Origin of the sequence: Streptomyces sp. CBMA29 (genome assembly GCF_014596445.1) — a bacterium.
Taxonomy (GTDB): Bacteria; Actinomycetota; Actinomycetes; order Streptomycetales; family Streptomycetaceae; genus Actinacidiphila.
In genome coordinates this window covers 1-23,530 of sequence record NZ_MECL01000046.1, presented here as the reverse complement: position 1 = coordinate 23,530, position 23,530 = coordinate 1, and the positions used below count along the sequence as shown (strand labels likewise).

At 72.2% G+C, this 23,530-nt stretch carries 24 protein-coding genes; 8 read left to right on the top strand and 16 right to left on the bottom strand.

What is annotated here, in order from left to right; all coding sequences use genetic code 11:
- The first annotated feature begins 7 nt into the window (after positions 1 to 7).
- Positions 8 to 970, top strand: coding sequence for a zinc-binding alcohol dehydrogenase family protein (locus BGM09_RS06910; protein ID WP_188280539.1), 963 nt, complete (start codon positions 8 to 10; stop codon positions 968 to 970).
- Positions 971 to 1,233: 263 nt separating this feature from the next.
- Here the strand turns inward: BGM09_RS06910 and BGM09_RS06905 are convergent, their stop codons facing one another.
- The 3 genes from BGM09_RS06905 to BGM09_RS06895 all read right to left on the bottom strand — a co-directional run bounded on the left by BGM09_RS06905 (position 1,234) and on the right by BGM09_RS06895 (position 3,841).
- The gene (locus tag BGM09_RS06905; protein WP_188280538.1) at positions 1,234 to 1,728 is read right to left on the bottom strand and encodes an FBP domain-containing protein; all 495 of its coding nucleotides are present in this window, start codon (positions 1,726 to 1,728) and stop codon (positions 1,234 to 1,236) included.
- A gap of 76 nt (positions 1,729 to 1,804) precedes the next feature.
- Positions 1,805 to 3,130 carry an MFS transporter gene (locus BGM09_RS06900; protein WP_188280537.1) on the bottom strand — a complete coding sequence of 442 codons (1,326 nt, stop codon included), beginning with the start codon at positions 3,128 to 3,130 and terminating at the stop codon, positions 1,805 to 1,807.
- 102 nt (positions 3,131 to 3,232) lie between these two features.
- Entirely contained in the window at positions 3,233 to 3,841 is a 609-nt protein-coding gene (locus tag BGM09_RS06895; protein ID WP_317452574.1) for a helix-turn-helix domain-containing protein, read from the bottom strand.
- Positions 3,842 to 3,950: 109 nt separating this feature from the next.
- Between BGM09_RS06895 and BGM09_RS06890 the strand changes: the two genes are divergently transcribed.
- Positions 3,951 to 4,553 carry an O-methyltransferase gene (locus tag BGM09_RS06890; RefSeq protein ID WP_188280536.1) on the top strand — a complete coding sequence of 201 codons (603 nt, stop codon included), beginning with the start codon at positions 3,951 to 3,953 and terminating at the stop codon, positions 4,551 to 4,553.
- A gap of 22 nt (positions 4,554 to 4,575) precedes the next feature.
- Here the strand turns inward: BGM09_RS06890 and hisF are convergent, their stop codons facing one another.
- The 8 genes from hisF to hisD form a co-directional block, all read right to left on the bottom strand.
- Positions 4,576 to 5,331 (bottom strand): imidazole glycerol phosphate synthase subunit HisF, encoded by a 756-nt coding sequence (gene hisF / locus BGM09_RS06885; RefSeq protein WP_188280535.1) that lies wholly within the window; start codon positions 5,329 to 5,331, stop codon positions 4,576 to 4,578.
- Positions 5,328 to 5,732 carry a Rid family hydrolase gene (locus BGM09_RS06880; RefSeq protein ID WP_188280534.1) on the bottom strand — a complete coding sequence of 135 codons (405 nt, stop codon included), beginning with the start codon at positions 5,730 to 5,732 and terminating at the stop codon, positions 5,328 to 5,330. Before BGM09_RS06880 ends, hisF begins: the two co-directional genes overlap by 4 nt.
- Positions 5,729 to 6,454, bottom strand: coding sequence for a bifunctional 1-(5-phosphoribosyl)-5-((5-phosphoribosylamino)methylideneamino)imidazole-4-carboxamide isomerase/phosphoribosylanthranilate isomerase PriA (priA, locus tag BGM09_RS06875; protein ID WP_188280533.1), 726 nt, complete (start codon positions 6,452 to 6,454; stop codon positions 5,729 to 5,731). Before priA ends, BGM09_RS06880 begins: the two co-directional genes overlap by 4 nt.
- 102 nt (positions 6,455 to 6,556) lie before the next feature.
- Positions 6,557 to 7,201, bottom strand: a complete 645-nt coding sequence (gene hisH / locus BGM09_RS06870) for an imidazole glycerol phosphate synthase subunit HisH (RefSeq protein WP_188280532.1) — start codon at positions 7,199 to 7,201, stop codon at positions 6,557 to 6,559.
- Positions 7,202 to 7,215: 14 nt separating this feature from the next.
- A complete protein-coding gene (locus BGM09_RS06865) occupies positions 7,216 to 7,368 on the bottom strand; it encodes a hypothetical protein (protein ID WP_188280531.1) in 153 nt (50 codons plus the stop codon).
- Positions 7,365 to 7,958 carry an imidazoleglycerol-phosphate dehydratase HisB gene (gene hisB, locus BGM09_RS06860; RefSeq protein WP_188280530.1) on the bottom strand — a complete coding sequence of 198 codons (594 nt, stop codon included), beginning with the start codon at positions 7,956 to 7,958 and terminating at the stop codon, positions 7,365 to 7,367. The genes BGM09_RS06865 and hisB overlap by 4 nt, the downstream gene beginning before the upstream one ends.
- Positions 7,955 to 9,112, bottom strand: a complete 1,158-nt coding sequence (locus BGM09_RS06855) for a histidinol-phosphate transaminase (RefSeq protein ID WP_223186437.1) — start codon at positions 9,110 to 9,112, stop codon at positions 7,955 to 7,957. The genes hisB and BGM09_RS06855 overlap by 4 nt, the downstream gene beginning before the upstream one ends.
- Positions 9,097 to 10,410: a histidinol dehydrogenase gene (gene hisD / locus BGM09_RS06850; RefSeq protein ID WP_188280529.1), complete on the bottom strand. Its 1,314-nt coding sequence runs from the start codon at positions 10,408 to 10,410 to the stop codon at positions 9,097 to 9,099. Before hisD ends, BGM09_RS06855 begins: the two co-directional genes overlap by 16 nt.
- A 184-nt stretch (positions 10,411 to 10,594) precedes the next feature.
- On the opposite strand from hisD, the gene BGM09_RS06845 reads away from it, so the two are divergent.
- The 3 genes from BGM09_RS06845 to ybaK all read left to right on the top strand — a co-directional run bounded on the left by BGM09_RS06845 (position 10,595) and on the right by ybaK (position 13,610).
- Positions 10,595 to 12,148: an oxidoreductase gene (locus BGM09_RS06845; RefSeq protein ID WP_188280546.1), complete on the top strand. Its 1,554-nt coding sequence runs from the start codon at positions 10,595 to 10,597 to the stop codon at positions 12,146 to 12,148.
- Between the two features lie 149 nt (positions 12,149 to 12,297).
- The gene (locus tag BGM09_RS06840; RefSeq protein ID WP_188280528.1) at positions 12,298 to 13,056 is read left to right on the top strand and encodes an LON peptidase substrate-binding domain-containing protein; all 759 of its coding nucleotides are present in this window, start codon (positions 12,298 to 12,300) and stop codon (positions 13,054 to 13,056) included.
- 32 nt (positions 13,057 to 13,088) lie between these two features.
- Entirely contained in the window at positions 13,089 to 13,610 is a 522-nt protein-coding gene (gene ybaK, locus BGM09_RS06835; protein WP_188280527.1) for a Cys-tRNA(Pro) deacylase, read from the top strand.
- A gap of 36 nt (positions 13,611 to 13,646) precedes the next feature.
- Here the strand turns inward: ybaK and BGM09_RS06830 are convergent, their stop codons facing one another.
- The 4 genes from BGM09_RS06830 to BGM09_RS06815 all read right to left on the bottom strand — a co-directional run bounded on the left by BGM09_RS06830 (position 13,647) and on the right by BGM09_RS06815 (position 17,826).
- Positions 13,647 to 14,297 carry a hypothetical protein gene (locus BGM09_RS06830; RefSeq protein WP_317452573.1) on the bottom strand — a complete coding sequence of 217 codons (651 nt, stop codon included), beginning with the start codon at positions 14,295 to 14,297 and terminating at the stop codon, positions 13,647 to 13,649.
- A 34-nt stretch (positions 14,298 to 14,331) separates the two neighbouring features.
- Positions 14,332 to 15,153, bottom strand: coding sequence for an ABC transporter permease (locus BGM09_RS06825; protein WP_188280526.1), 822 nt, complete (start codon positions 15,151 to 15,153; stop codon positions 14,332 to 14,334).
- A 136-nt stretch (positions 15,154 to 15,289) separates the two neighbouring features.
- On the bottom strand, positions 15,290 to 16,363 hold the full coding sequence (locus BGM09_RS06820) for an ABC transporter ATP-binding protein (RefSeq protein WP_188280525.1): 1,074 nt from the start codon (positions 16,361 to 16,363) through the stop codon (positions 15,290 to 15,292).
- A gap of 218 nt (positions 16,364 to 16,581) precedes the next feature.
- Complete coding sequence (locus BGM09_RS06815) at positions 16,582 to 17,826, bottom strand: NYN domain-containing protein (protein ID WP_188280524.1); 1,245 nt, start codon at positions 17,824 to 17,826, stop codon at positions 16,582 to 16,584.
- Positions 17,827 to 18,052: 226 nt separating this feature from the next.
- Between BGM09_RS06815 and BGM09_RS06810 the strand changes: the two genes are divergently transcribed.
- Positions 18,053 to 18,229, top strand: a complete 177-nt coding sequence (locus BGM09_RS06810; RefSeq protein ID WP_188280523.1) for a hypothetical protein — start codon at positions 18,053 to 18,055, stop codon at positions 18,227 to 18,229.
- Positions 18,230 to 18,346: 117 nt separating this feature from the next.
- Here BGM09_RS06810 and dnaE read toward each other — a convergent pair whose 3' ends face one another.
- The gene (gene dnaE, locus BGM09_RS06805) at positions 18,347 to 21,901 is read right to left on the bottom strand and encodes a DNA polymerase III subunit alpha (RefSeq protein ID WP_188280522.1); all 3,555 of its coding nucleotides are present in this window, start codon (positions 21,899 to 21,901) and stop codon (positions 18,347 to 18,349) included.
- A gap of 484 nt (positions 21,902 to 22,385) precedes the next feature.
- Between dnaE and BGM09_RS06800 the strand changes: the two genes are divergently transcribed.
- Positions 22,386 to 22,766, top strand: coding sequence for a hypothetical protein (locus BGM09_RS06800; protein WP_188280521.1), 381 nt, complete (start codon positions 22,386 to 22,388; stop codon positions 22,764 to 22,766).
- Between the two features lie 261 nt (positions 22,767 to 23,027).
- Positions 23,028 to 23,530: hypothetical protein (locus BGM09_RS06795; RefSeq protein ID WP_188280520.1), on the top strand; the 503-nt coding region annotated here is incomplete at its 3' end.

The following is a 23,530-nucleotide window of genomic DNA, read 5'->3' as shown; positions in this document are numbered from 1 at the left end:
AGCCGTCATGCACGCCGCCGTCGTCCGCTCGTTCGACCAGCCGCCGCGCTACGGGGAGTTCGAGACCCCGGAGGCCGACGAGGGGCACGTCCTGGTGGACGTGCTCGCCGCCGGGCTGCACCCGCGGGTCCGCTCCGGCGCCAACGGCACGCACTACACCAGCGACGGGCGGCTGCCGCTGATCCCGGGCGTGGACGGTGTCGGGCGGCTGCCCGACGGCACCTCGGTGTACTTCGTGGCCGACGACGACGTGCCCGGCACCATGGCCGAGCAGGCGCTGGTCGACCCGCGGCGCGCCGTACCGCTGCCCGCGGACGCCGACCCGGTGGTCGTCGCGGCGGCGATGAACCCCGCCATGTCCTCGTGGGTCGCGCTGCGCCGCCGGATCTCCTTCCGGGCGGGCCAGAGCGTGCTGGTGCTCGGCGCGACGGGGAACGCCGGGCAGATGGCCGTACAGATCGCCCGGCACCTCGGCGCCGGGCGAGTCGTGGCCGCCGGGCGGGACGCCGACCGGCTCGCCCTGCTCGGCGGCCTCGGCGCCACCGACGTGGTCTCCCTCGCGGGCGACCCCGAGGAGGCAGCCGACCGGCTCGGCGAGGCCGCGGCGGACGTGGACGTCGTGATCGACTACACCTGGGGCGCGCCGACCGAGCGGGCCATCCCCGCGCTGCTCACCCGCCGCACCGACCGCGCCGCCGCCCTCGACTGGATCCAGATCGGCTCCATGGCAGGACCCGACATCACCCTGCCGTCCTTCGTCCTGCGCGCCGCCAACCTCCGCGTGATGGGCAGCGGCCAGGGTTCCCTCACCGCCGCGGGCATCGTCGCCGAACTTCCCTCCCTGATCGGCCGGCTCACCGCCGGTACCTTCTCCGTCACCGCCGACGCCGTTCCCCTCCGCGAGGTCGAGCACGCCTGGACGGCTCCCGTCGAGCCGGGGCGCCGACTCGTCCTCACCCCGACCGCGTGACCCGGCTTCTTCCGGCTTCTTCAGGCCAGGGAGGCCCCGTCAGGGGCGCCGGGGGCACCTCCCCACGCCCCTCGACGGCGCATCGCCGTTCGTTCGGCTAAGGGCTGTCCCGTAATCCCCGGCGGGCGTGCGACGACAGCTACGGCACCTCGCGGCGTTGTCGGGCTCGTCCGAATACAACCCGGTATGAGGACGACCCTCCGCCTTGCGATGCACCGCATCTGACGCCGCACGCTGATCCACCGCGGATGACGGGACAGCCCTTAGGCCACGACCTTGGCGAGGAAGGCGTCGAGATTGCGGAGGGTGCGGGCGATCTGTTCGTCGAGGGTGAGGGTCTCCTCAAGCCTCTTGACCAGGGCGGAGCCCTTTCGGCCGCGGACGTAGAGGGAGCAGGCGAGATCGGCGCACATGTAGAGGGCGACGGTGTTGCCCTGGCGGCCGGCGGCGCCTGCGAGGGGGGCGGCCAGCAGGTCGACGCCGCCGCCGGAGTGGCCGGTGAGGCAGAGGGAGCAGAGGCTGCTGCGCATCAGATTGCGCCGGGCGCCGGGGGCGATCCGCAGGACGATGCCCACGGGCTCGTCGCCGGGCCGCACCAGATAGGCACGGTCGCGGGCGCCGGGGTCACGCCAGCCCAGGAAGTCCAGGTCACGCCACGGCAGGTCGCCCAGGTCCCGGGGCAGGCTGATCCGCTTCGCCTCCCCCTTGGAGCAGTTGACGAACGAGCCGCGAATCTGCGCATCACCGAGCGGGTCCATGAGCGCGAAGCTAACAGGACGCCCCCGCGCACGTCACAGCATTTTCCCGGCGTCAGTCCCGGCGTCAGTCCCGGCGTCAGTCCCGGCCCGCGGCCACCGGCTCGGCGGGAGCCGTCACGTCCGCCGCCGGGCGCGGAGCCGGCTTCTTGCGGGGAAGTTCGGCGGTGCGGATCGCGGGGGTGGCGAGGCCGACGACGCCGCCGGTCATGGTGAGGACGGCGCTGGTGAGGAAGACGGGGGCCGGGCCCCAAACGGCGACGGCGGCGCCGAAGAGGGGGTAGGCCAAGGGGGCGAGGCCGAAGCTGCTGAGGCTCATCACCGAGGTGACGCGGCCGAGGTAGCCGGGGTCGGCGGCCGACTGGACGAGGGCGTACGCGAGGCTGCCGCAGATGCCGCAGAACAGGCCGCTGAGCGCGGCGACGGCGACCGCGAGGGCCGGCGAGGGCGCCACGCCGATCAGGCCGACGCCCGCGGCGCCCGCGAACAGGGCGCCGATCTGTACGGCCCCGGCCCGCGGGAGGCGGCCCCGTACGGTCAGCAGCAGCGCGCTGCACCCGGCGCCCGCGCCGAAACCCGCGATGATCCAGCCGTAGCCGGACGAGCCCCAGCCTCGGTGCTGGGCGAGCAGGATCATGCCGACGTTCAACGGGCCGACCAGGCCCAGTTCGCAGATGGCGGCGGACAGCACCAGCGGGCCGACGAGCCGGTGGCGGCGGACGTACCGCAGGCCGTCGACCAGATTCCGCCAGGCGCTCGCGCGGTCCTGCGGCCGGTCGGTCCCGGCGGGCGCCTCGGGCAGCGGGCTCATGCGGGTGGCGATCAGCAGCGGTACGGAGACCGCGAAGAGCCCGCCCGCGAGGGCGAAGGCGGCCGTGGCGCCGCCGAGCCCCATCGCGAGGCCGCCGACCGGCGGTCCGACGATGGTGCTGAAGCGGATGGTGAGGGCCCGCATGCCCTGCAACCGGGTGAGCTGGTCGGCGGCGACGATCCGCGGCGGCAGCGCGCCGACGGCCGGCATGAACAGCGCGTCCACGACGCCGAAGAGCAGCGAGACGACGACCAGCAGCCACAGCCCGGCCGAGGAGAGCGCCAGCGTCGCCGCGGCGCCGAGGATGAGCGCGCAGCGCACCGCGTCGCTGCCGATCACCACCCTGCGCGGCCCGAACCGGTCGGCGATCACTCCCCCGCCGAGCATCAGCACCGCGCGCGGCACGGCGCCGACCGCCATGACCAGGCCCACCTGCGTCGGCGGCGCCACCTTGGCGGCGGCGAAGCCGAGGGCGAGGAAGTAGACGGAGTCGCCGAGCATGGACGCTGTGTACGCGACCAGCCAGCGCAGGACGTTCCCGTCCCGGTGCGCGGGCCTGCCGTGCGGTGGTGCGGATATCACGGTCGCCGTCATGGTGGCGGCCCTCCTCGGATCGTGGGTCGGGACAAAGAGGCGGGGACAGAGCCGCGGAGGGGGCAGAGCGGCGGGGACAAGGCGGCGCCGCGGCGCCCGCCCTCACTCCCGGAACGGGAACCCGTACATCTGCACCGCCACCAGCTCCCGCCCCTCGGTGTCGCCCGCCTCGACCGCCGCCTTGCCGCGGTCGGTCCAGCGGCGCATGAGCGCGGTCATCTCCTCGTCCATCTCGCGGAGTTCGGCGACGCTGAGCCGCGGCATGTACTCGGAGCTGAAGGAGGCGTCGGTCCACTCCTTCGCCCAGGCGGCCTGCTGGGCCAGGTAGCGCTCGTACCGCTCGTAACGGCTCGCCAGGAGCTGCCTGGTGACCTCGTTGACGACGGCGGCGCCCTCGGGCCGGTCCGTGAAGTCCCCGCTGCGGAAGGAGAAGCCGCGCTCGGCGGAGACCTTCCACCAGCGCTCGCGGCCGTCGGTGCTCTTCTCGGGGGCCTCGACGATGAAGCCGTGGGCGGCGAGCTTGCGCAGGTGGTAGCTGACCAGGGACACGGCCTCGTCCACCTGGTCGGCCAGGTGGGAGGCGGTGGCGGCGCCCGAGGTGACCAGGTGGCGGTAGAGCTGGATGCGCAGCGGGTGGGTGAAGACCTTCAGCGCGTCGAGATCGGTGATGCGCTGGGCCCGGGGCCGGGGGATGTCGTCTCTTTCTGGCACGACCACCACCCTAGATAGGAAAGGAAAGTTGCGCAATCTTATTTGCGCAACTTCTCTTTCTCATCTGTTCACCGGCAGTGGACCCGGCGCCCCCGGCAGGATGTCGGGCATGTCACTCGACGGCACCCGCGCGCACCTCCGCGGCCCCGGCGACCTGCCCCCGCTGGTCGAACGCGCCGCCCGCACCGCACATCAGCTCGGTTTCCCCCACTCCTGCCGCCCCGAGCAGGGCCGCCTGCTGCGCGCGCTCGCCGCCGGCGCCACCCGTATCGGCGAGACCGGTACCGGACTCGGAGTGGGGCTCGGCTGGCTGGTCACGGGCATGCGGGACGACGCCACCGCGGTGAGCGTCGAGCGCGATCCAGGGCGCGCCGAAACGGCCGCCTGGCTGTTCTCGGAACTCGCGCCGCAGGTCACCGTCGAATGCGGCGACTGGAAGGACATCGCCGCGCACGGCCCCTTCGACCTGCTGGTCCTCGACGGCGGCGGCCAGGGGAAGGGGGACGAGGCGGCCGATCCGGTGGAGCTGCTGCGGCCGGGCGGCGTCCTCGTCGTGGACGACTTCACGCCCGCCGCGCAGTGGCCGCCGCTTTACGAGGGCGGCCCGGATCTGGCCAGGCTGCACTGGCTGGAGCACCCGGCGCTGCGCTCGGTGGAGATACCGCTCGCGCCGGACCTCGCGGCGCTGGTCTGCACCCGCCGCCGCGACTGAGCGGCGGCGAAGTGGCGTGCTCTCAGCGCACCGGGTGCCCGGCCTCCCGCAGCGCCGTCTTGACCTCGCCGATCCGCAGGTCGCCGAAGTGGAAGACGGACGCGGCCAGTACGGCGTCGGCGCCCGCCGCCACCGCGGGCGCGAAGTCGGCGAGGCGGCCCGCGCCGCCGGAGGCGATCACCGGCACCGACACCAGCTCGCGGACGGCCGCGATCATCTGCGTGTCGTAGCCGTCCTTGGTGCCGTCCGCGTCCATCGAATTGAGCAGGATCTCGCCCGCGCCCAGCTCGGCCGCGCGCTGCGCCCACTCCACCGCGTCGATGCCGGTGCCGCGCCGCCCGCCGTGCGTGGTGACCTCGAAGGAACCCGAGGGCGTGCGCCGCGCGTCCACCGACAGCACCAGCACCTGCCGGCCGAACCGCTCGGCGATCTCCCGGATCAGCTCGGGCCTGGCGATGGCGGCGGTGTTGACGCCCACCTTGTCGGCGCCCGCGCGCAGCAGCAGGTCCACGTCCGTGACCGTCCGCACACCGCCGCCCACGGTGAGCGGGATGAAGACCTGCTCGGCCGTACGGCGGACGACGTCGTACGTGGTCTCCCGGTCGCCGGAGGACGCGGTGATGTCCAGGAAGGTCAACTCGTCGGCGCCCTCGGCGTCGTAGAGCCTGGCCATCTCCACCGGGTCGCCCGCGTCCCGCAGATTCCGGAAGTTGACGCCCTTCACGACGCGGCCGTTGTCCACGTCGAGGCAGGGAATGACACGGACCGCGAGGGTCATCCGCCGGCTCCTCGGTAGGCTTCGATCTCCACCTCGACCAGGACACGGGAGTCCATGAAACCGGCCACCACGACCATGGTGGCGGCGGGCCGTACGGCCCCGAACAGCTCCCGGTGGGCGCGCCCGACGTCGTCGGCGTCCCTGGCGTGGCTCATGTACATGCGGGTGCGGATCACGCTGTCCGGCCCGAGGCCGAACGGCTCGATCGCCGCCAGCGCGTTCCCGAAGGCGAGCAGGGTCTGTTCGTACGGGCTGCCCTCGCCGCGCACCTCGCCGTCGACGAGCGGCATCGTGCCGGACACCAGGACCATGTCCCCCGCCGCGACGGCGCGGGCGAAACCGATGGTCTCCTCCAGCGGGCTTTCGGACTGGTCGCGCCGTACCGCGGGGGTCTCCGTCATCGTGATACCGCCTCCAGGGCTTCTTCCAAGGTGAACGCCTTGGCGTAGAGCGCCTTTCCGACAATCGCGCCTTCGACACCCCGCGGCACGAGAGTCGCGATGGCGCGCAGGTCGTCGAGGGACGAGACACCGCCGGACGCGACGACCGGCCGGTCGGTGGCCGCGCAGACCCCGGCGAGCAGTTCCAGGTTGGGGCCCTGGAGCGTACCGTCCTTGGCGATGTCGGTGACGACGTACCGCGCGCAGCCCTCGGAGTCCAGCCGGGCCAGCGTCTCGTACAGGTCGCCGCCGTCGCGGGTCCAGCCCCGGCCGCGCAGCGTGGTGCCGCGTACGTCGAGGCCGACCGCGATCCGGTCGCCGTGCTCGGCGATGACCTTGGCCACCCACTCCGGGGTCTCCAGCGCGGCCGTGCCGAGGTTGACGCGGGTGCAGCCGGTGGCCAGCGCGGCGGCGAGCGTGTCGTCGTCGCGGATGCCGCCGGACAGTTCGACCTTGATGTCCATCGAACGGGCCACCTCGGCGATCCGCGCCCGGTTGTCGCCGGTGCCGAAGGCCGCGTCGAGGTCCACCAGGTGCAGCCACTCCGCGCCCGCCGCCTGCCAGGCCAGCGCGGCGGCGTGCGGGTCACCGTAGGACGTCTCGGATCCGGACTCGCCGTGCACGAGGCGTACGGCCTGGCCGTCCCGGACGTCGACGGCGGGGAGGAGTTCGAGCCTGTTCATCGGGTTGCGTCCTACGTCGTAGAAGGAAATGGATGGGCCGGATGGGCTGGAAGAGGGCCAGTAGACAGATGAGAGGGTCTAACGGGTCGTGCGGTTGACGCGTTAGAGGGTGTCCAGCCAGTTGGTGAGCAGCTGGGCGCCCGCGTCGCCGGATTTCTCCGGGTGGAACTGGGTGGCCCACAGCGCGCCGTTCTCCACCGCTGCCACGAACGGCTCGCCGTGCGTGGCCCAGGTGACCTTCGGCGCGCGGATCGCCGCGTTGTGCGTGTCGAATTCCCACTCGCGCACCGCGTAGGAGTGCACGAAGTAGAAGCGGGCGTCGGTGTCCAGGCCCGCGAACTGCCGTGAGCCGACGGGCGGCCGTACGGTGTTCCAGCCCATGTGCGGGACGACGGGCGCCTTCAGCGGCTCGACCGTGCCGGGCCACTCGTCGAGCCCTTCGGTCTCCACACCGTGCTCGATGCCGCGGGCGAAGAGGATCTGCATGCCGACGCAGATGCCCATGACCGGCCGTCCGCCGGCCAGCCTGCGGCCGACGATCCAGTCGCCGCGTACGCCCTTCAGACCCGCCATGCAGGCGGCGAAGGCGCCGACGCCGGGCACCAGCAGCCCGTCGGCGTTCATCGCCCGGTCGAAGTCGGCGGTGATCTCCACCTCGGCCCCGGCGCGCGCGAGCGCCCGCTCGGCCGAACGGACGTTGCCGAAGCCGTAGTCGAGGACGACCACGCTCTTGTTCGTCGCTGCCATGACGGCTCCTCCCGCTAGAGCTGGAGCAGCCCGGCCGCCAGCGCCATCACGGAGCCGATGGCCAGGACCGCGATCATGCTCTTGGACTGCTTCTGCTGCCAGAAGGAGTAGACGCCTCCGGCGAGGAAGAGTCCGAGCAGGATGAAGAGGGTCGAGTACGTGTTCATAGCGCGCCCTTGGTCGACGGCAGGATTCCGGCGGCGCGCGGGTCGCGCTCGCTGGCGTAACGCAGTGCCCGTGCCAGCGCCTTGAACTGGCACTCCACGATGTGGTGCGCGTTGCGCCCGTACGGCACGTGGACGTGCAGCGCGATCTGCGCCTGGGCGACGAAGGACTCCAGGATGTGCCGGGTCATCGTGGTGTCGTAGGAGCCGATCATCGGCGCCATGTTCTCCGGCTCGGTGTGCACCAGATAGGGGCGGCCGGACAGGTCGACGGTCACCTGGGCGAGGGATTCGTCCAGCGGGACCGTGCAGTCGCCGAAGCGGTAGATGCCGACCTTGTCGCCGAGCGCCTGCTTGAACGCGGCGCCGAGCGCGAGCGCGGTGTCCTCGATCGTGTGGTGCGTGTCGATGTGCAGGTCGCCCTCGGTCTTCACCGACAGGTCGAACAGGCCGTGCCTGCCGAGCTGGTCGAGCATGTGGTCGTAGAAGCCCACACCGGTGGAGACGGCCACCTGTCCCGTACCGTCCAGGTCGATCTCGACGACGACAGACGTCTCCTTGGTGCTGCGCTCCACGCGGCCCACGCGGGTCATGCGGACTCCTCCGTACGGTGGTGCCTGATGTGCTGCTGGTCGCTGTGTTCCTTGACCACGGTCCTGACGGCGTCGAGGAACGCGTCGTTCTCCGCCGGGGTGCCCGCGGAGACCCGCAGCCAGCCGGGGACGCCGTTGTCCCGGACGAGGACCCCGTGGTCGAGGATCGCCCGCCAGGCGGCGTGGCTGTCGGCGAAGCGGCCGAACTGCACGAAGTTGGCGTCGGACTCGGTGACCGCGCAGCCGATCGCCGTCAGCTCGGCGACGAGCCGGTCCCGTTCGTCCTTGAGCTGCTGGACGTAGCCGAGCAGCGTGTCGGTGTGCTCCAGAGCGGCCAGCGCGGTCGCCTGGGTGACCGAGGACAGGTGGTAGGGCAGCCGGACGAGCTGTACCGCGTCCACCACGGCCGGATCGGCCGCCAGATAGCCGAGCCGCAGCCCGGCGGCGCCGAACGCCTTGGACATGGTGCGGGTCAGCACCAGGTGCGGGCGGCCCTCGATCAGCGGCAGCAGCGACGGGCGGTGCGAGAACTCGCCGTACGCCTCGTCCACCACCACCATCGACGGCTTTGCGGCCTGCGCGGCCTCGTAGAGCGCCAGTACGGTCGCGGCGTCCACGGCCGTACCGGTCGGATTGTTGGGCGAGCAGACGAACACCACGTCGGGGCGGCGGCGGTGGATCTCGCGGACCGCCGCGTCCACGTCGATCCGGAAATCGGCGTCGCGCGGCCCGGAGATCCAGCCGGTGCCGGTGCCGCGTGAGATCAGCGCGTGCATCGAGTACGACGGCTCGAAGCCGATCGCGGTCCTGCCGGGGCCGCCGAAGGTCTGAAGGAGCTGCTGGATGACCTCGTTGGAGCCGTTGGCCGCCCACACCTGGTCGCTGCCCACGCGGTGGCCCGCGGTCCTGGACAGATACGCGGCCAGTTCGGTGCGCAGCTCCACGGCGTCCCGGTCCGGGTAGCGGTTGAGCTGCCGGGCGGCCTCGGTGACCCGCTCGGCGATCCGGGCGACCAGCGCGTCGGGCAGCGGATACGGGTTCTCGTTGGTGTTCAGCCGCACCGGCACGTCGAGCTGGGGCGCGCCGTAAGGGGACTGGCCGCGCAATTCGTCGCGGACGGGCAGGTCGTCGATGCCGGTCACGGGAGGTCCCATCCGAAGCGGGCCTTGACCGCGGCGCCGTGTGCGGGCAGATCCTCGGCCTCGGCGAGCGTCACCACGTGGTGGGCGACCTCGGCGAGCGCGTCGCGCGTGTAGTCCACGACGTGGATGCCGCGCAGGAAGGACTGCACGGACAGGCCGGAGGAGTGGCAGGCGCAGCCGCCGGTGGGCAGGACGTGGTTGGAGCCCGCGCAGTAGTCGCCGAGCGAGACGGGGGCGTGCGGGCCGACGAAGATCGCGCCCGCGTTGCGCACGCGGGCCGCGACGGCGGCGGCGTCCTCGGTCTGGATCTCCAGGTGCTCCGCCGCGTAGGCGTCCACCACCTCCAGGCCCTGGTCGAGGGTGTCGACCAGCACGGTCGCCGACTGGCGGCCGGTGAGCGAGGCGGTGATCCGCTGGGTGTGCCGGGCCGCCTCGACCTGGGCCTCCAGCTCCTTGTCGACCGCGTCGGCCAGTTCGGGCGAGGTGGTGACCAGGACGGCGGCGGCGAGCGGGTCGTGCTCGGCCTGGCTGATCAGGTCGGCGGCGACGTAGCCGGGGTCGGCGGCGGCGTCGGCGAGGATCGCGATCTCGGTGGGCCCGGCCTCGGCGTCGATGCCGATCCGGCCCTTGAGCAGGCGCTTGGCGGCGGCCACGTAGATGTTGCCGGGGCCGGTGACGAGGTTGACCGGGCGGCACTCGTCGGTGCCGTACGCGAACATCGCGACGGCCTGCGCGCCGCCGGTGGCGTACACCTCGGTCACGCCGAGCAGGGCGCAGGCGGCGAGGATCGTGGGGTGCGGGGAGCCGCCGAAGTCCTTCTGCGGCGGGGAGGCGACCGCGATGCCCTCGACCCCGGCCTCCTGCGCGGGCACGACGTTCATCACGACGGACGACGGGTAGACGGCGAGGCCGCCGGGCACGTAGAGGCCCACTCGCTGGACGGGCAGCCACTTCTCGGTGACGGTCCCGCCGGGCACGACCTTCGTGGTGACGTCCTGGCGGCGCTGCTCGCGGTGGACGAGGCGGGCGCGGCGGATCGACTCCTCCAGCGCGGCGCGCACGGCCGGGTCGAGCGCGGCCAGCGCGTCGCTCAGCGCCCGCTCGGGCACCCGCAGCCGGTCCAGGCGCACGCCGTCGAAGCGCTCTCCGTACTCGATGACCGCCGCCGTGCCGCGATGGCGCACGTCCTCGCAGATCGGCCGCACGGTGTTCAGCGCCGCCTCCACGTCGAACTCGGCTCGGGGCAGCAGGTCGCGGTCGATCCCGCCCTCGGGGAAGGCGGCACCGCGCAGATCGATTCGGGAGATCACTCTGCCAAGTGTAGAGACCCGGGCACGGGGGCGTTCCGCGGTTCCACTCCGTGATACGCCGCCCGGGGCGGGCCCGCCGGTGTCGCGGGCATGCTCTAGCGTGGCGGCGGTCGTGGGAGGGGGAAAGGTGAGCGAGCGTCGTGGTGAGGGGCCGCCGGGGGACTGGACGGCTGCGGAGCAGGGGATGTGGCGGGCTTTCCGGCTCGGGACGACCTTCGGGGCGGGCGTCGGGGCGGGCGTCGAGGGGACGCCCGCGGTACGGGCCGACGCCGTCGCGCAGCTGCTGCTGGACGGGCCGCCGCCGGAGCCGGGGCGGGTGGCGGCGCTCAAGCTGGCGGGCCTGCGGATCACCGGCCGTCTGTCGCTGGCGGGCGGCACCGTCGCCCCCTACGTGCAGTTCGACGACTGCCGCTTCGAGGACCAGGTGCTGCTGCCGGAGTGCCGGGCGGGCAGTATCCGGCTGGTGCGCTGCCACCTCCCGCGGCTGGAGGCCGCCCGGCTCCAGATCACCGGTGACCTGCACCTGCCGCAGTGCGTCGTGGCCGGCGGCATCCGCCTGACCGACGCCCAGATCGGCACCGACCTCCTGCTCAACCAGCTCACCGTACGGCGCGACCGCCATGGCCGCGCCATCGCCGCCGACGGTCTCACCGTCGGCCAGGACCTCGACGCCGAACTCCTCGACCTGCGCGGCGAGTTCAGCCTCCGCAGCGCCCGCGTCGGCGGCCGTCTCAACCTGCGCGGCGCCACCCTGCGCAATCCGTACGGCCGCGACGCGCTCAACGCCGCCCGCACGACGGTCGAGCACACCGTCTACCTCACCACCAGTTGGCCCGCCAACCGCTCGCCCGACACGACCGCGGCTCCCGGCGGGACGGACACCGCGGGCGGCACCCCGGGCGGCACCCCGGGCGGCACCCCGGGCGACGGCGCTCCTTCCGGCACGGCCCGCCGGGAGTTCAGCGCGGAGGGCGGGGTGCGGCTGGACGACGCCCGGGTGGGCAACGCCGTGGTGATCGACCGGGCGCGGTTCCGGCTGGGGGAAGGGCAGCAGCTCTCGCTACGGCGGTTGCAGACGCCCGAACTGCGGATCACCCTGGGGACGCCGCCCAGCGGGACGGTGTCGTTGGCGGGGGCGCGGGTGGGGCGGCTGACCGACGCGCCGCAGAGCTGGCCGGGGCCGGGGCAGGTCGATCTGACGGACTTCTCGTACGAGGCGCTGACCCCGCGCACCGCCTTCCCGCTGCGCGAGCGCGTCGCGTGGCTGAACGCGGCGACGCCGGAATACAGTCCCGGCCCGTACGAGCGGCTGGCCGCCGCGCTGCGGGCGGGCGGCGAGGACGCGCACGCCCGCGAGGTGCTGCTGGCCAAGCAGCGGCGGCGCCGCGAATCGCTGCCGCCGGCCGGGCGGGCCTGGGGGTGGCTCCAGGACGTGACGGTCGGATACGGCTACCGGCCCGGCCGGGCGGCGGTGTGGATGGCGGTGCTGTGGGCGCTGGGCGCGCTGTACTTCGCCCTCCACAAGGCGCCGCCCCCGGCGGGGAACGACTACCGGCCGCATTGGAGCCCCGCGCTCTACGCCCTGGACCTGCTGCTGCCGGTGATCGACCTCGGCCAGGACAACGCGTGGCGGGAGGTCGGCGTCAGCCAGTGGGTGGCCTCCCTGCTCACCCTGCTCGGCTGGACACTCGCCACCACGGTCGCCGCGGGCGCCTCCCGCATGCTCAGCCGCGGTTGAGCAGGGCGCGTTGAGCAGGGCACGTTGAGTGGGGCGCGTTGAGCAGGGCGGCAGCCGTCGGAGCCGGGCGGCAGCCATGAGGTGCGTCACCCCCGCTCAACCGATCCGCGGCGATTCGGGGCCCGCCGCGGCCCCGAGGGGTGCAGCGGATGCCTAAGGCGGGCGTACTGCCCGTACCCTTGCTCACTGTGACCGATCGTCTTCCGCTCTTCCCGCTCAGTACGGCGCTCTTTCCCGGCCTGGTGCTGCCGCTGAACGTCTTCGAGGAGCGGTACCGCGCGCTCGTGGGCGATCTGCTGGCGCTGCCCGAGAACGCGCCGCGGCGTTTCGGCGTGGTGGCGATCAAGAACGGCCAGGAGGTCGCTCCGACGGGCCAGGACGGCGGGGACACGGGTCCGGCCGCCGGTCTCGGCGAGGACCCGGAGGCCGCGCTGTACGGCTACGGGTGCGTCGCGGACGCGGCGGGCATCGCGGAGCGCGACGACGGCGGGTACGAACTGGTGGCCACGGGTCTGATCCGGTTCAAGCTGCTGTCGGTGGACGCGAGCGGGCCCTATCTGACGGCCGAGTACGAGGAGCTGCCGGACGAGCCCGGCGCGGGCGCGGGAGCGCTGGCCTCCGAGGTCTCACGGGTGTTCGGCACGTATCAGAAGCGGCTGGCCGGGGCGCGGGAGCGCACGCTGGCGCCGGGGCAGGAGTTCCCCGACGACGCCACGGTGCTGTCGTATCTCGTCGCGGCGGCGGTGGTCGTGGAGACCTCGGTGAAGCAGGAGCTGCTGGAGGCGGCGGACACCGCCGCCCGGCTGACGGCCGAACTGCGGCTGCTGCGCCGCGAGACCGCGGTGATCGACAAGCTGCCGTCACTGCCCGCGGTGGAACTCACCCACCAGGCGATCAGCGCCAACTAGGGCGTGTCCTAGCGCGTATCAGGGGGTCGGCGATGGCGAAGAAGGCGCGTACGGCCGGAGGCACCCCGGCCACGGTCGCCCTGGAGAAGGCGGGCCTGCCGTTCACCGTGCACGCCTACGCGCACGACCCGGCGTCCGCACTCTCCTACGGCGCCGAGGCCGCGGCGGCGCTGGGCACGGCGCTCGGGGCTCCTCCTGACGAAGTCCGGGGCAGGGTCTTCAAGACGCTGGTCGCGGAGGTGGACGGGGCTCTGACCGTGGCGGTCGTCCCGGTGGCGGGCTCGCTCGACCTCAAGGCGCTGGCCGCGGCGGTGGGCGGCAAGCGCGCCACGATGGCGGCGCCGGCCGACGCCGAGCGCAGCACCGGTTACGTGCTCGGCGGGATCTCCCCGCTGGGCCAGCGCAAGCGCCTGCCCACGGCCCTGGACGCCTCGGCCCTCGGCTTCCCCACGGTCTTCGTCTCCGCGGGCAAGCGCGGCCTGGAGCTGGAGCTGTCCCCCGCAGACCTGGCGACGCTCACCTCAGCGGTGACGGCCCGGATCTCACGTACCTGAGCCGGAAGCCCCGGCGTCAGCCGGAGCGGGAGAGCGTCACTGCGCCGGGGGCGGCGGCGGGGGCGGCGGCGCGCCCCACGGCTGCGGCGCCACGTACACCGGCTGCGGGTCACGCGGCCCGAAGAGCGAGGTCAGGCCCAGGTGGACCAGCATCGCCGCCGCCGACCAGGCGACCAGCGCGCTCTTGGCGCGCAGCTTCAGCGGCCCGTCGAAGACGACGTTCGGGCCGACCTCCTTGGCGTGTGCCTTGATGTGGACGGTCGGTCCGAGGACGATGCCCAGCCGCCAGCCGACGATGGAGGCGAGCACGCCGCCGACCGCGAGGCCCAGGACCACGGCGACGCCGCCGCGGCGGTACCAGAGGAAGACGCCGAGGGCGGTCAGCGCGCCCAGGCACAGCGCGATCAGCACGAAGGTGCCGTCGCCGCCGATGGCCTCTTCGCCCTCGGTGTCCTTGAGGTAGATGTACGTGCCGTCCGAGATCAGCGGGACGCGCGGTGACAGCCACGCCCACAGCAGCCCGAGGAACACCCCGCACACCGTGACGGCGACCGCGACGAGCGCGGCGCGGCCCAACTGTGCGATCGGTGAGGGCCGGTCCCCCTTGCCGTCGCCTCCACCGGGGCCTGCGCCCGGGTACGGCGGGAACGGCGGCGGCTGGTCATGCGGCGTCAGGGGTGCGGTCACCCGCCCATCGTGCCAGGTCTGCCTGTCCGTCGCTTCATCGGCAGGCCGCCCTGCGGTACGCCCAGGTGGCGACGGCCAGCGAGCCGACGCCGACGGCCGCGCACACGGACAGGTCGCCGGCGACCGCGGCCCAGTGCGGATGGCCGCCGAAGGTGCGGGCGAACGCCTCGACGCCGTACGTGGAGGGCAGCAGATCGCGCGCCCAGGAGATCGGCGCGGGCATGTGCGAGGCGGGCAGCACGCCGAGCAGCAGCGCCGCCGACATGCCCAACTGGCCGAAGAGCGTGGCGATCTCCTGCCGCGGCGCGAGCAGCCCGAGGGCCGCGCCGAGGCCGGAGAGCGCGGCCCCGGCCAGCGGGATCACGACGGCGAGGATCCACAGATTGGCCAGCGGCAGATGGAACAGGACGCAGCCGGTCACGGCGGTCACGAGGGTGCCGGGCACGGTGAAGGACGCGTACGCGCCCGCCGCGCCGAGGACGACGGCGGCCGGCGGCACCGGCAGCGTCGCGTAGTGGTCGAGTCCGCCGGACGCCCTGAGCTGTCCGAAGTACTGCGCGAGCAGATTGAGCGCGACGAAGGCGACCACCAGGACGCTGGAGCCCGCGACGACCGAGCGCGCCGCCTCCCCGTCCCCGCCGTCGACCACTCCGCGCATCATCACCATGATCCCGACGGACTGGAAGGTGGCGACGAACAGCAGCGGTATCCGGGCCACCCGGGCCCGCGAGAGCTGCGCGCGGTAGACCGCGCCGAAGGCGGGCCACAGCCGGGCCCGCGGCGCGAGCGGCGCGGCGCCGGACTGCTGCGCGGCGACGCCCCGGGGCGCGGGAACGGTTTGGGTGAGCACGCTCATACGCAGGCTCCACGCGTGGTTGCGGAACACGGCGGGGCCGTGTCGTACGGCGACAGCACAGGGTCGTACGGCCGGGGCGCGGGGGCGTACGACGAAGCCGTCCGCCGGTGCGGCGCGACCCGCGGCGGGACCCGTCTCATGACTTCACCAGGCCCTCTCCCCTGCCGCCGAGCGCGAGGTAGACGTCCTCCAGGCTGGGCATCGCCAGGGTGAAGTCGTCCAGGGCGGCGAAGGCCGGTCCCCCGGTGACCTCGGCGACGGCGGCGCGGGCCCGTTCCTGGGGCAGCCTCAGCGTCCAGCGGCGGCCCGAGATGTCGGCGAGCGGGTGCAGGGCGGCGATGGCGGGCAGCGCCATCGGCGGCTCGTCGCGCCACACGAGGTCGAGCCTGACCTCGTCGGCGACCAGCGACCGCAGGCCCGTGGGGGTGTCGCAGGCGATGACCTTGCCGTGGTCGAGCACGGCGACCCGGTCCAGGACGTTCTCCGCCTCGATGACGTTGTGGGTGACCAGCAGCACGGTCGCGCCGTGCTCGGCCCTGCGGCGGCCGACCGCGGCCCACACCGCGCGCCGGGCGACCGGGTCCATACCGGTGGTGGGCTCGTCGAGGACCAGGACGGGCCGCTGGCCGACCAGGACGGCCGCGAAGCAGGCGAGCCGCCGCTGGCCGCCGGAGAGGCGCTTGATCGGGCGTCCCGCGATCGGGCCGAGTTCGAGTTCGTCCAGGACGGCGTCGCGCTCGGCGCGGGCGGCGCGCGCGTCCAGGCCGCGCAGCCGTCCGGTGGTCTCGGCGGCGAGCGCGACGGTCAGCTCGTCCAGCGCGGACGACTCCTGGCCGAGGTAGCCGACCAGCCGGGAGGCCCGGTCCGGGTGGCGTACGAGGTCGTGGCCGAGCAGGTCGATCGATCCGGCGTCGGGCCGCAGCAGGCCGGTGAGCTGGCGGACCAGGGTGGTCTTGCCCGCGCCGTTGGGGCCGAGGATGCCGAAGAGTTCGCCGCGGCCGACGTCGAGGTCGATGCCGTCGTTGGCGCGTACGACACCGGGCCTGGCGGTTTGGGGCGCCTGATCGGCGGCGGTACGGCGGCGGCGCAGCCCTCGGCCCCTGGCCGCGGAACCGGCCGGGTACGTTCTGACCAGACCGCGCACGGTGCACACCGCGTCGCGGGCTGTGGCGACCGCTGGGGGCGCCGTCTCCTCCGTGCCCGTACTCACGAGGACCGAGAGTACGCGCTGCGCGCCGCCCGCGACGCAAGGGGGCCCGGTTCACCCGGCTTTCGGACCCCGGGCGGGTCGCTCCCCGCCGGGGGCGGGCCCGGCCGCCGGGCGGGCCGCCGGGCCGGTCGGAGCCGGACCTCGGCCGGGACCGGCCCGTGCCACGCGACGCCTCGCTGGCCCTGCCGGGGCACCGGCGCAGGCGGCGGAACCCGTGCTCACTCCCCCGCGGGTGCGTGCTCGGCGACCGCGTGGGCGTCGACCTCGCGCCAGAATCCGGCCCTGATCGCGTACCGGTCGTGCTCGTCGATCTGGTCGTCCTTGTGGGCGAGCAGGCCGAAGCGGGCGGCGTATCGCAGCAGCTCACCGTCTATGCGGTGCGGGACGCGGGGGTAGTGGGTGGAGAGCTGCTGGAGCTGGGAGGTGTCGGTGAGGCGGGCGATCCAGCGGCGGGCGAAGACCTGGCCGACCTCGAAAGGGTCGCCGCTGACCGCCGTGATGTCGGCCTCGCGGTCCGCCCAGCGCTGCTCGGCCGAGGTGAGCTGGGCGAGGGTGGGCAGGCCGCTGGTGTCGGGCAGGTCGGCGCCCGCGCCGCGGTCGGTCCAGCCCTTCTCCGACGACCAGCGCAGGGTGGCGCTGGGGGCCGGCTGGGCCGGCGGCGGCGCGGGGGCGGCGTGGCTGCGGCCGGCGAGATCCTTCGGGGTGGGCACGGTGGGACCGGCGGGTTCCGAAGGGGCAACCTTGCCCGGCGGTGCGCTCTCGGCCGCCGCCGGTTCCGGCGCGGTGCCGTTCTTGCCCGGCCGCTCCTCCGGAGGCGCCAGCCGCTCGCCGCCGGAGGCCGACTCGGGCAGCGGCGCGGAGAGGATCGCGGCGATCTCCGGGCGCGGGCCGGGCGGCGGACAGACGCCGGGGATCTCGCGGGCCCTGATCGCCGCGGTGATCCACTGGCGGTCCAGCACCCGCCGCTCGTCGGCCTCCGCGACCAGGTCTTCCGACTGGTTGTAGTCCCCGTCTGCGGCCTGGACGGCCCACAGATGGACGGCGACGCCGTGCTCCTTGGCGGACATCATGCCGGGCAGCAGATCGCCGTCACCGGTCACCAGGACGACATCGGAGCACGCGCGGTTACGGGCCAGCTCCGACAGCTCGGCGTGCATGGCGGCGTCCACGCCCTTCTGCGCCCACCGGCCGTCCGTCCGGGTGAGCGCGCCCAGTCGTACGGTCACCCGGGGCATCACCCGCAGCCGACGGTGTTCCGGTTGCGGAACCCGGTCGGGTGCGCCGTCGAACCAGTAGATCCGCAGCAGTGGCTGACCGGTCTCCAACTCGGCACGTTCGCGCAGGCCAGCGACGACAGCGGCATGATCAACGGTGATCCGGGACCGGGAGGGTTCACCCGCCAACAGACTCGCCGCAGCGCCCAGTAGGTAGCCAGCGTCCACCAGGACGACGCAGCGGTCCATGTTGCACCTCTTCCGGTCGCCCCCCGGCACGGATGTCCCCCGAGTCTGCCCGAATGCTCGGGGGTTATGACCTCGAACCCGATCATCGGCGTGGCGGTGGTCACCATTCCGGCCGCCCCACTCCCTCAACTGCCCGAAATGCGCGCTTCGTACTCCCGTGCAAATCTGATGTCGGCCGATGGGCCACCAGGCCAACGGCCGACATCCCCCACTAGGAGAGACGATCGTGGCTAAGAACAAGAACCAGAACCGTCAGCGCGAGAACCAGAACGAGCAGCGCGGCGCCGCCGCCACCGAGGAGCGGGAGCGCACGCAGCGCCCGATGGACGAGGACCAGCCGGAGATGGCGCCCGCGCAGGACTTCTCGCACAAGCAGAACAAGCAGAAGTTCGGCCACAACTAGGCCCTGGTCCCCTCGCGTGACCGCGGGGGCGCCCCACCACCAGGGGTGCCCCCGCACTCACATCGCGCTTGCGCACGCACTCGCATCGCGCTCAGCTCATCCGCTCATCCGCGCGGGTCAGCCGGCCTGCTGCTGCGCGGCGCCCAGGCACGCGGGGCCCAACAACGCCTTGAGGTCGCCGAAGAGCGAGGGGTCCGCGGTCACCCGGTGCCGGTCGAGCCGCAGCACCGTGGTCGTCCGCGCACCCTGGAGTTTCACCCGCACCTCGGTGTTGCCCTTGTGGCTGGAGAGCACTTCGCCGAGCCTGGCCACCAGCGGCGGGGTCACCTTGACCGTCGGGATGGAGATCATCACCGGCGCGTTGGCGCCCACGTCCGACAGGTCGGGGACCATCAGCTCCATCGCCACCAGCCGCGGGATGTCCTCCCGCTTGTCGAGCCGCCCCTTGACGAAGACCACGGCGTCCTCGACGAGTTGGGTCGAGACCAGTTGGTAGGTGGCGGGGAAGAACATGCAGTCGACCGAGCCCGCCAGATCCTCGACGGTGGCGATCGCCCACGCGTTGCCCTGCTTGGTCATCTTCCGCTGGAGCCCGGAGATGATGCCGCCGATGGTGACGATCGCGCCGTCGGAGTAGTCACCGGCCAGCGCGGCGATCGCGGCGTCCGTCTTGTCGTTGAGGATGTGCTCGATGCCGAAGAGCGGATGGTCGGATACGTAGAGGCCGAGCATCTCCCGTTCCTGCGCGAGCAGATACGTCTTGTCCCACTCGATGTCGGAGAAGACCACGTCCATCCCGAAGGCCGGGGTGTCGTCGCCCTCGTCCCCAGCGCCGCCGAACAGGTCGAACTGGCCCTCGGCCTCCTTGCGTTTGACCTGCACCACGTTGTCGATCATCGTCTCGAAGTGCTCGGTCAGACCGCGCCTGGTGTGCTTCATCTCGTCGAAGGCGCCCGCCTTGATCAGCGATTCGACGGTCCGCTTGTTGCAGGCCACCACCTCGACCTTGTCGAGGAAGTCGGGGAAGGTCGCGTACCGCCCCTTGGCCTTGCGGCTGCGGACCACCGACTCCACCACGTTCGTCCCGACGTTGCGCACGGCGGTGAGGCCGAAGACGATCGTGTCGTCGCCGCGCGGTGTGAAGTTGGCGTTGGACTCGTTGACGTCCGGCGGCAGCACCTTGATGCCCATCCGGCGGCACTCGTTGAGATAGAGCGCCATCTTGTCCTTGTCGTCCTTGACCGAGGTCAGCAGGCCCGCCATGTACTCGGCCGGGTAGTTGGCCTTGAGATACGCGGTCCAGTAGGAGACCAGGCCGTACGCGGCGGAGTGCGCCTTGTTGAAGGCGTATCCGGCGAACGGCACCAGCACGTCCCAGACCGCCTGGATGGCCTGGTCGGAGTAGCCGCGCTCGCGCATGCCCGCCTGGAAGGGGATGAACTCCTTGTCGAGGACTTCCTTCTTCTTCTTGCCCATCGCGCGGCGCAGCAGGTCGGCCTGGCCGAGCGAGTAACCGGCCAGCACCTGGGCGGCCTTCTGCACCTGCTCCTGATAGACGATCAGGCCGTAGGTGATGTCGAGGACTTCGCGGAGCGGCTCTTCCAACTCCTTGTGGATCGGGGTGATCTCCTGCTGCTTGTTCTTGCGCAGCGCGTAGTTGATGTGCGAATTCATGCCCATCGGGCCCGGCCGGTACAGGGCCGAGACGGCGGAAATGTCCTCGAAGTTGTCGGGCTTCATCATGCGCAGCAGGGCGCGCATGGGGCCGCCGTCGAACTGGAAGACGCCCAGGGTGTCACCGCGCCCGAGCAGCGCGTACGCGTTGGGGTCGTCCAGCGGCAGTGACAGCAGGTCGATGTCGATGTCCTTGTTGGCCTTGATCGACTTGACCGCGTCATCCATGATCGTCAGGTTGCGCAGGCCGAGGAAGTCCATCTTCAGCAGGCCGAGCGACTCACAGCTCGGGTAGTCCCACTGCGTGACGACCGCGCCGTCGTTCTTCGGCGAGAAGATCGGCACGTGGTCGATCAGCGGCTCGGCGGACATGATCACGCCCGCCGCGTGCACGCCCATCTGCCGGACCAGGCCCTCGATGCCCTTGGCCGAGTTGATCACCTTGGTGACGTCCGGCTCGTTCTCGTACATCGCCCGGACCTCGCCCGCCTCGCTGTAGCGCGGGTGCTCCTTGTCGGTGATGCCGGAGAGCGGGATGCCCTTGCCGAGGACGTCGGCGGGCATGGCCTTGGTGATCCGGTCGCCCATGGAGAAGGGGTAACCGAGCACGCGGGCCGAGTCCTTGATGGCGGCCTTGGCCTTGATGGTGCCGTAGGTGGCGATCTGCGCGACCTTGTCGGAGCCGTACTTCTCGGTCACGTAGCGGATGACCTCGCCGCGCCGACGCTCGTCGAAGTCGATGTCGACATCGGGCATGGACACGCGCTCGGGGTTGAGGAAGCGCTCGAAGATCAGGCCGTGCGGGACGGGGTCGAGGTCGGTGATGCCCATGGCGTAGGCGACGATCGAACCGGCCGCGGAGCCACGCCCGGGGCCGACCGCGATGCCGTTGTTCTTCGCCCACATGATGAAGTCGGCGACGACGAGGAAGTAGCCGGGGAACCCCATCTGGACGATGGTGTCCATCTCGTAGTCGGCGAGCTTCTGGCGGTCCTCGGGGATGCCGGCGGAGAAGCGCCGGGCCATGCCGCGGGCCACTTCCTCGCGGAACCAGGTCACTTCGGTGTAGCCCTCGGGGACGTCGAACCGCGGCATCAGGTTCTTCGTCTCGAACATGCCCTCGGTCTCGATCCGGTTCGCGATCAGGAGCTGGCTGTTGCGGCAGCCCTCCTGCCACGCGTCCGAGGAGTCGATCGCGTACATCTCGGCGGCGGACTTCAGGTAGTAACCGCTGCCGTCGAACTTGAACCGGTCGGGGTCCGACATGTTCGAGCCGGTCTGGATGCACAGCAGGGTGTCGTGCGCCGAGGACTCGCCCGCGTACGTGTAGTGCGAGTCGTTGGTGACGACGAAGGGCGCGTCGATCTTCTTGGCGATCTCCTCCAGGCCCGCGCGGGCCCGGCGGTCGATGTCGATGTCGTGGTCCATGATCTCGACGAAGAAGTTCTCTTTGCCGAAGATGTCCTGGTACTCACCGGCGGCCTTGATCGCCTCGTCCATCTGCCCGAGCCGGATGCGGGTGGAGATCTCGCCGGAGGGGCAGCCCGTGGTGCCCATCAGGCCCTCGGCGTACTCGCTGAGCAGTTCGCGGTCCATCCGGGGCTTGCGGAAGTAGCCCTCGAAGGCCGCCCGCGACTGGGCGCGGAAGAGATTGTGCAGCCCGACGGCGTTGCGCGCCCAGATGGTCATGTGGGTGTACGCGCCCGCGCCCGAGATGTCGTCCCGCTTCTGGTGCGGCGCGCCCCACTTGACGGGCTTGTTGTACCGCCGCGACTCGGGCGCGAGATACGCCTCGATGCCCATCACCGGGGTGACGCCGGCGTCCTTGGCCTGGTGGAAGAAGTCGTACGCCCCGTGCAGATTGCCGTGGTCGGTGATGGCCACATGGCTCATCTCCATCTCGTTGCACGCCTTGAACATGTCCTTCAATCTCGCCGCTCCGTCCAGCAGCGAGTACTGGGTGTGGACATGGAGATGAGTGAAGGGCTGGTCGGTCACGGGCGGCGATACCTCCGGCGAGAGGGGGGGATTACTGGCGGATTGCTGAGGGACTGCTGGCTGGTTCTGGCGGCCCTGTGAGTCTACGACCCGGGTCCGACAACGGGGCCCCGCCACGGGCGGTCCGGCGCCTCCCCCGCCCGCCGGGGACGAAACGGATCAATCCGGTCCGTTTCCTCGCCGCAGGATCAAGTGGAAGCCGTGCGCACCGGAAAGCCCTCGCGGATATCCGGGAGATCGCAGAACGCGGCGGTTCGGGCCGGCCAGAAGCGGAATTCTGCCGCGCCCCGCGGGGGCGATAACGCGACGGACGAATGACCGAAAGGCATCTGTCGGGACCACTCGACAGAGGCTTGAGTGATCACGCACCGCCCAGGGGAAAAGGGGTCGGCGCAAGCGGATGACGAGATCTTTCGTCACTCTGCATTCATATGGCTCTCAAACAAGGGGAGGCACCTTGTCCATCAAGGGAATTCGGCGGCACATGGGAGCGAAGGCGGCGGGCGTGGTGCTGTTCGCGGGCGCCGCGGGCATGCTCGCGGCGGGCAACGCCGGCGCGGCCACGTGGACGGCCTACACCACCGACAGCGGCGCGACCGGCGCTCATGCGGTCTACACCCCCGACACGCTGTCCGCGTGCGACACCCAGGCCGACGGTCTCCGAGCCTACGCTTCGGTGACCTGGATCGACAGCGCCGGCGACTACAAGGGCGCGAGCATCGAGGACGCCAACGGCAACGGAACCTGCACGACGAAATACATACCGTCGCTGACACCGGGCACCCATTTCACGCTCACCGCCTGCCTGAAAAACGGCTCCGGCGGCGCTCAGCAATACTGCGGAACGAAGACCGGCACCATCTGATCGGCGCTCGCCGCGCATGTCCGGGAGACGCGGAAGCCGCCCCCCGGACGCGTGACACACGTCCGGCTGCCGGAGTCCGGAACCGCGCGACGGACCCGTCACCGAGACACGCGTCGCCGCCGGTTCGGGGACATGAGCCGTCGTTCCCGGACCGCAGGCCGGTGGCCGGCCCGGGAACGACAGCCGACGACCGGACGGCGGGCCCGATTCTCACGGGATTCTGAGACTCCCGTGGCGCCTGTCATGACACACTATGCGCCTATGGAATCGGCAGGGGCGGGACTGAGGGCAGTGCGGGCGGCGATGTTCGCCGCGCTGTGCGTCGTCATGTCCGGCACCACCCACGTGCTGCTGTCCCGGGAGCCGCTGCCGCTGCCGGTGATCGCAGCCGTGGCCGCCTCGGTGTTCGCGGTGGCCTACGCGCTCGGCGGCCGCGAGCGCGGCTACTTGGCCATCGCCGCCGCGCTGATTCCGCTGGAGCTGGCCTCGGACACCCTGTTCAACGCCGGGCAGCGCACCTGCTACGGCCCCGGCGGCGGCCCGGTCACCGGCTCGTGGCGGTCGCTGCACGAGGCGGTCGTCTGCCAGGGCGGCGACGCCGGCGTTTCGCTCGCCCACGGCACGATCACCGGCAGCGGATCGCTGGCCGCCCGCACCACCGCATCCGCGGCCGGCGGCCTGTCGGTGAGCCCCTGGCTGCTGCTCGCCGCGCACGTCGCGGTGGGCCTGGCCGCGGCCCTGCTGCTGCGCTCCGGCGAGGCGTG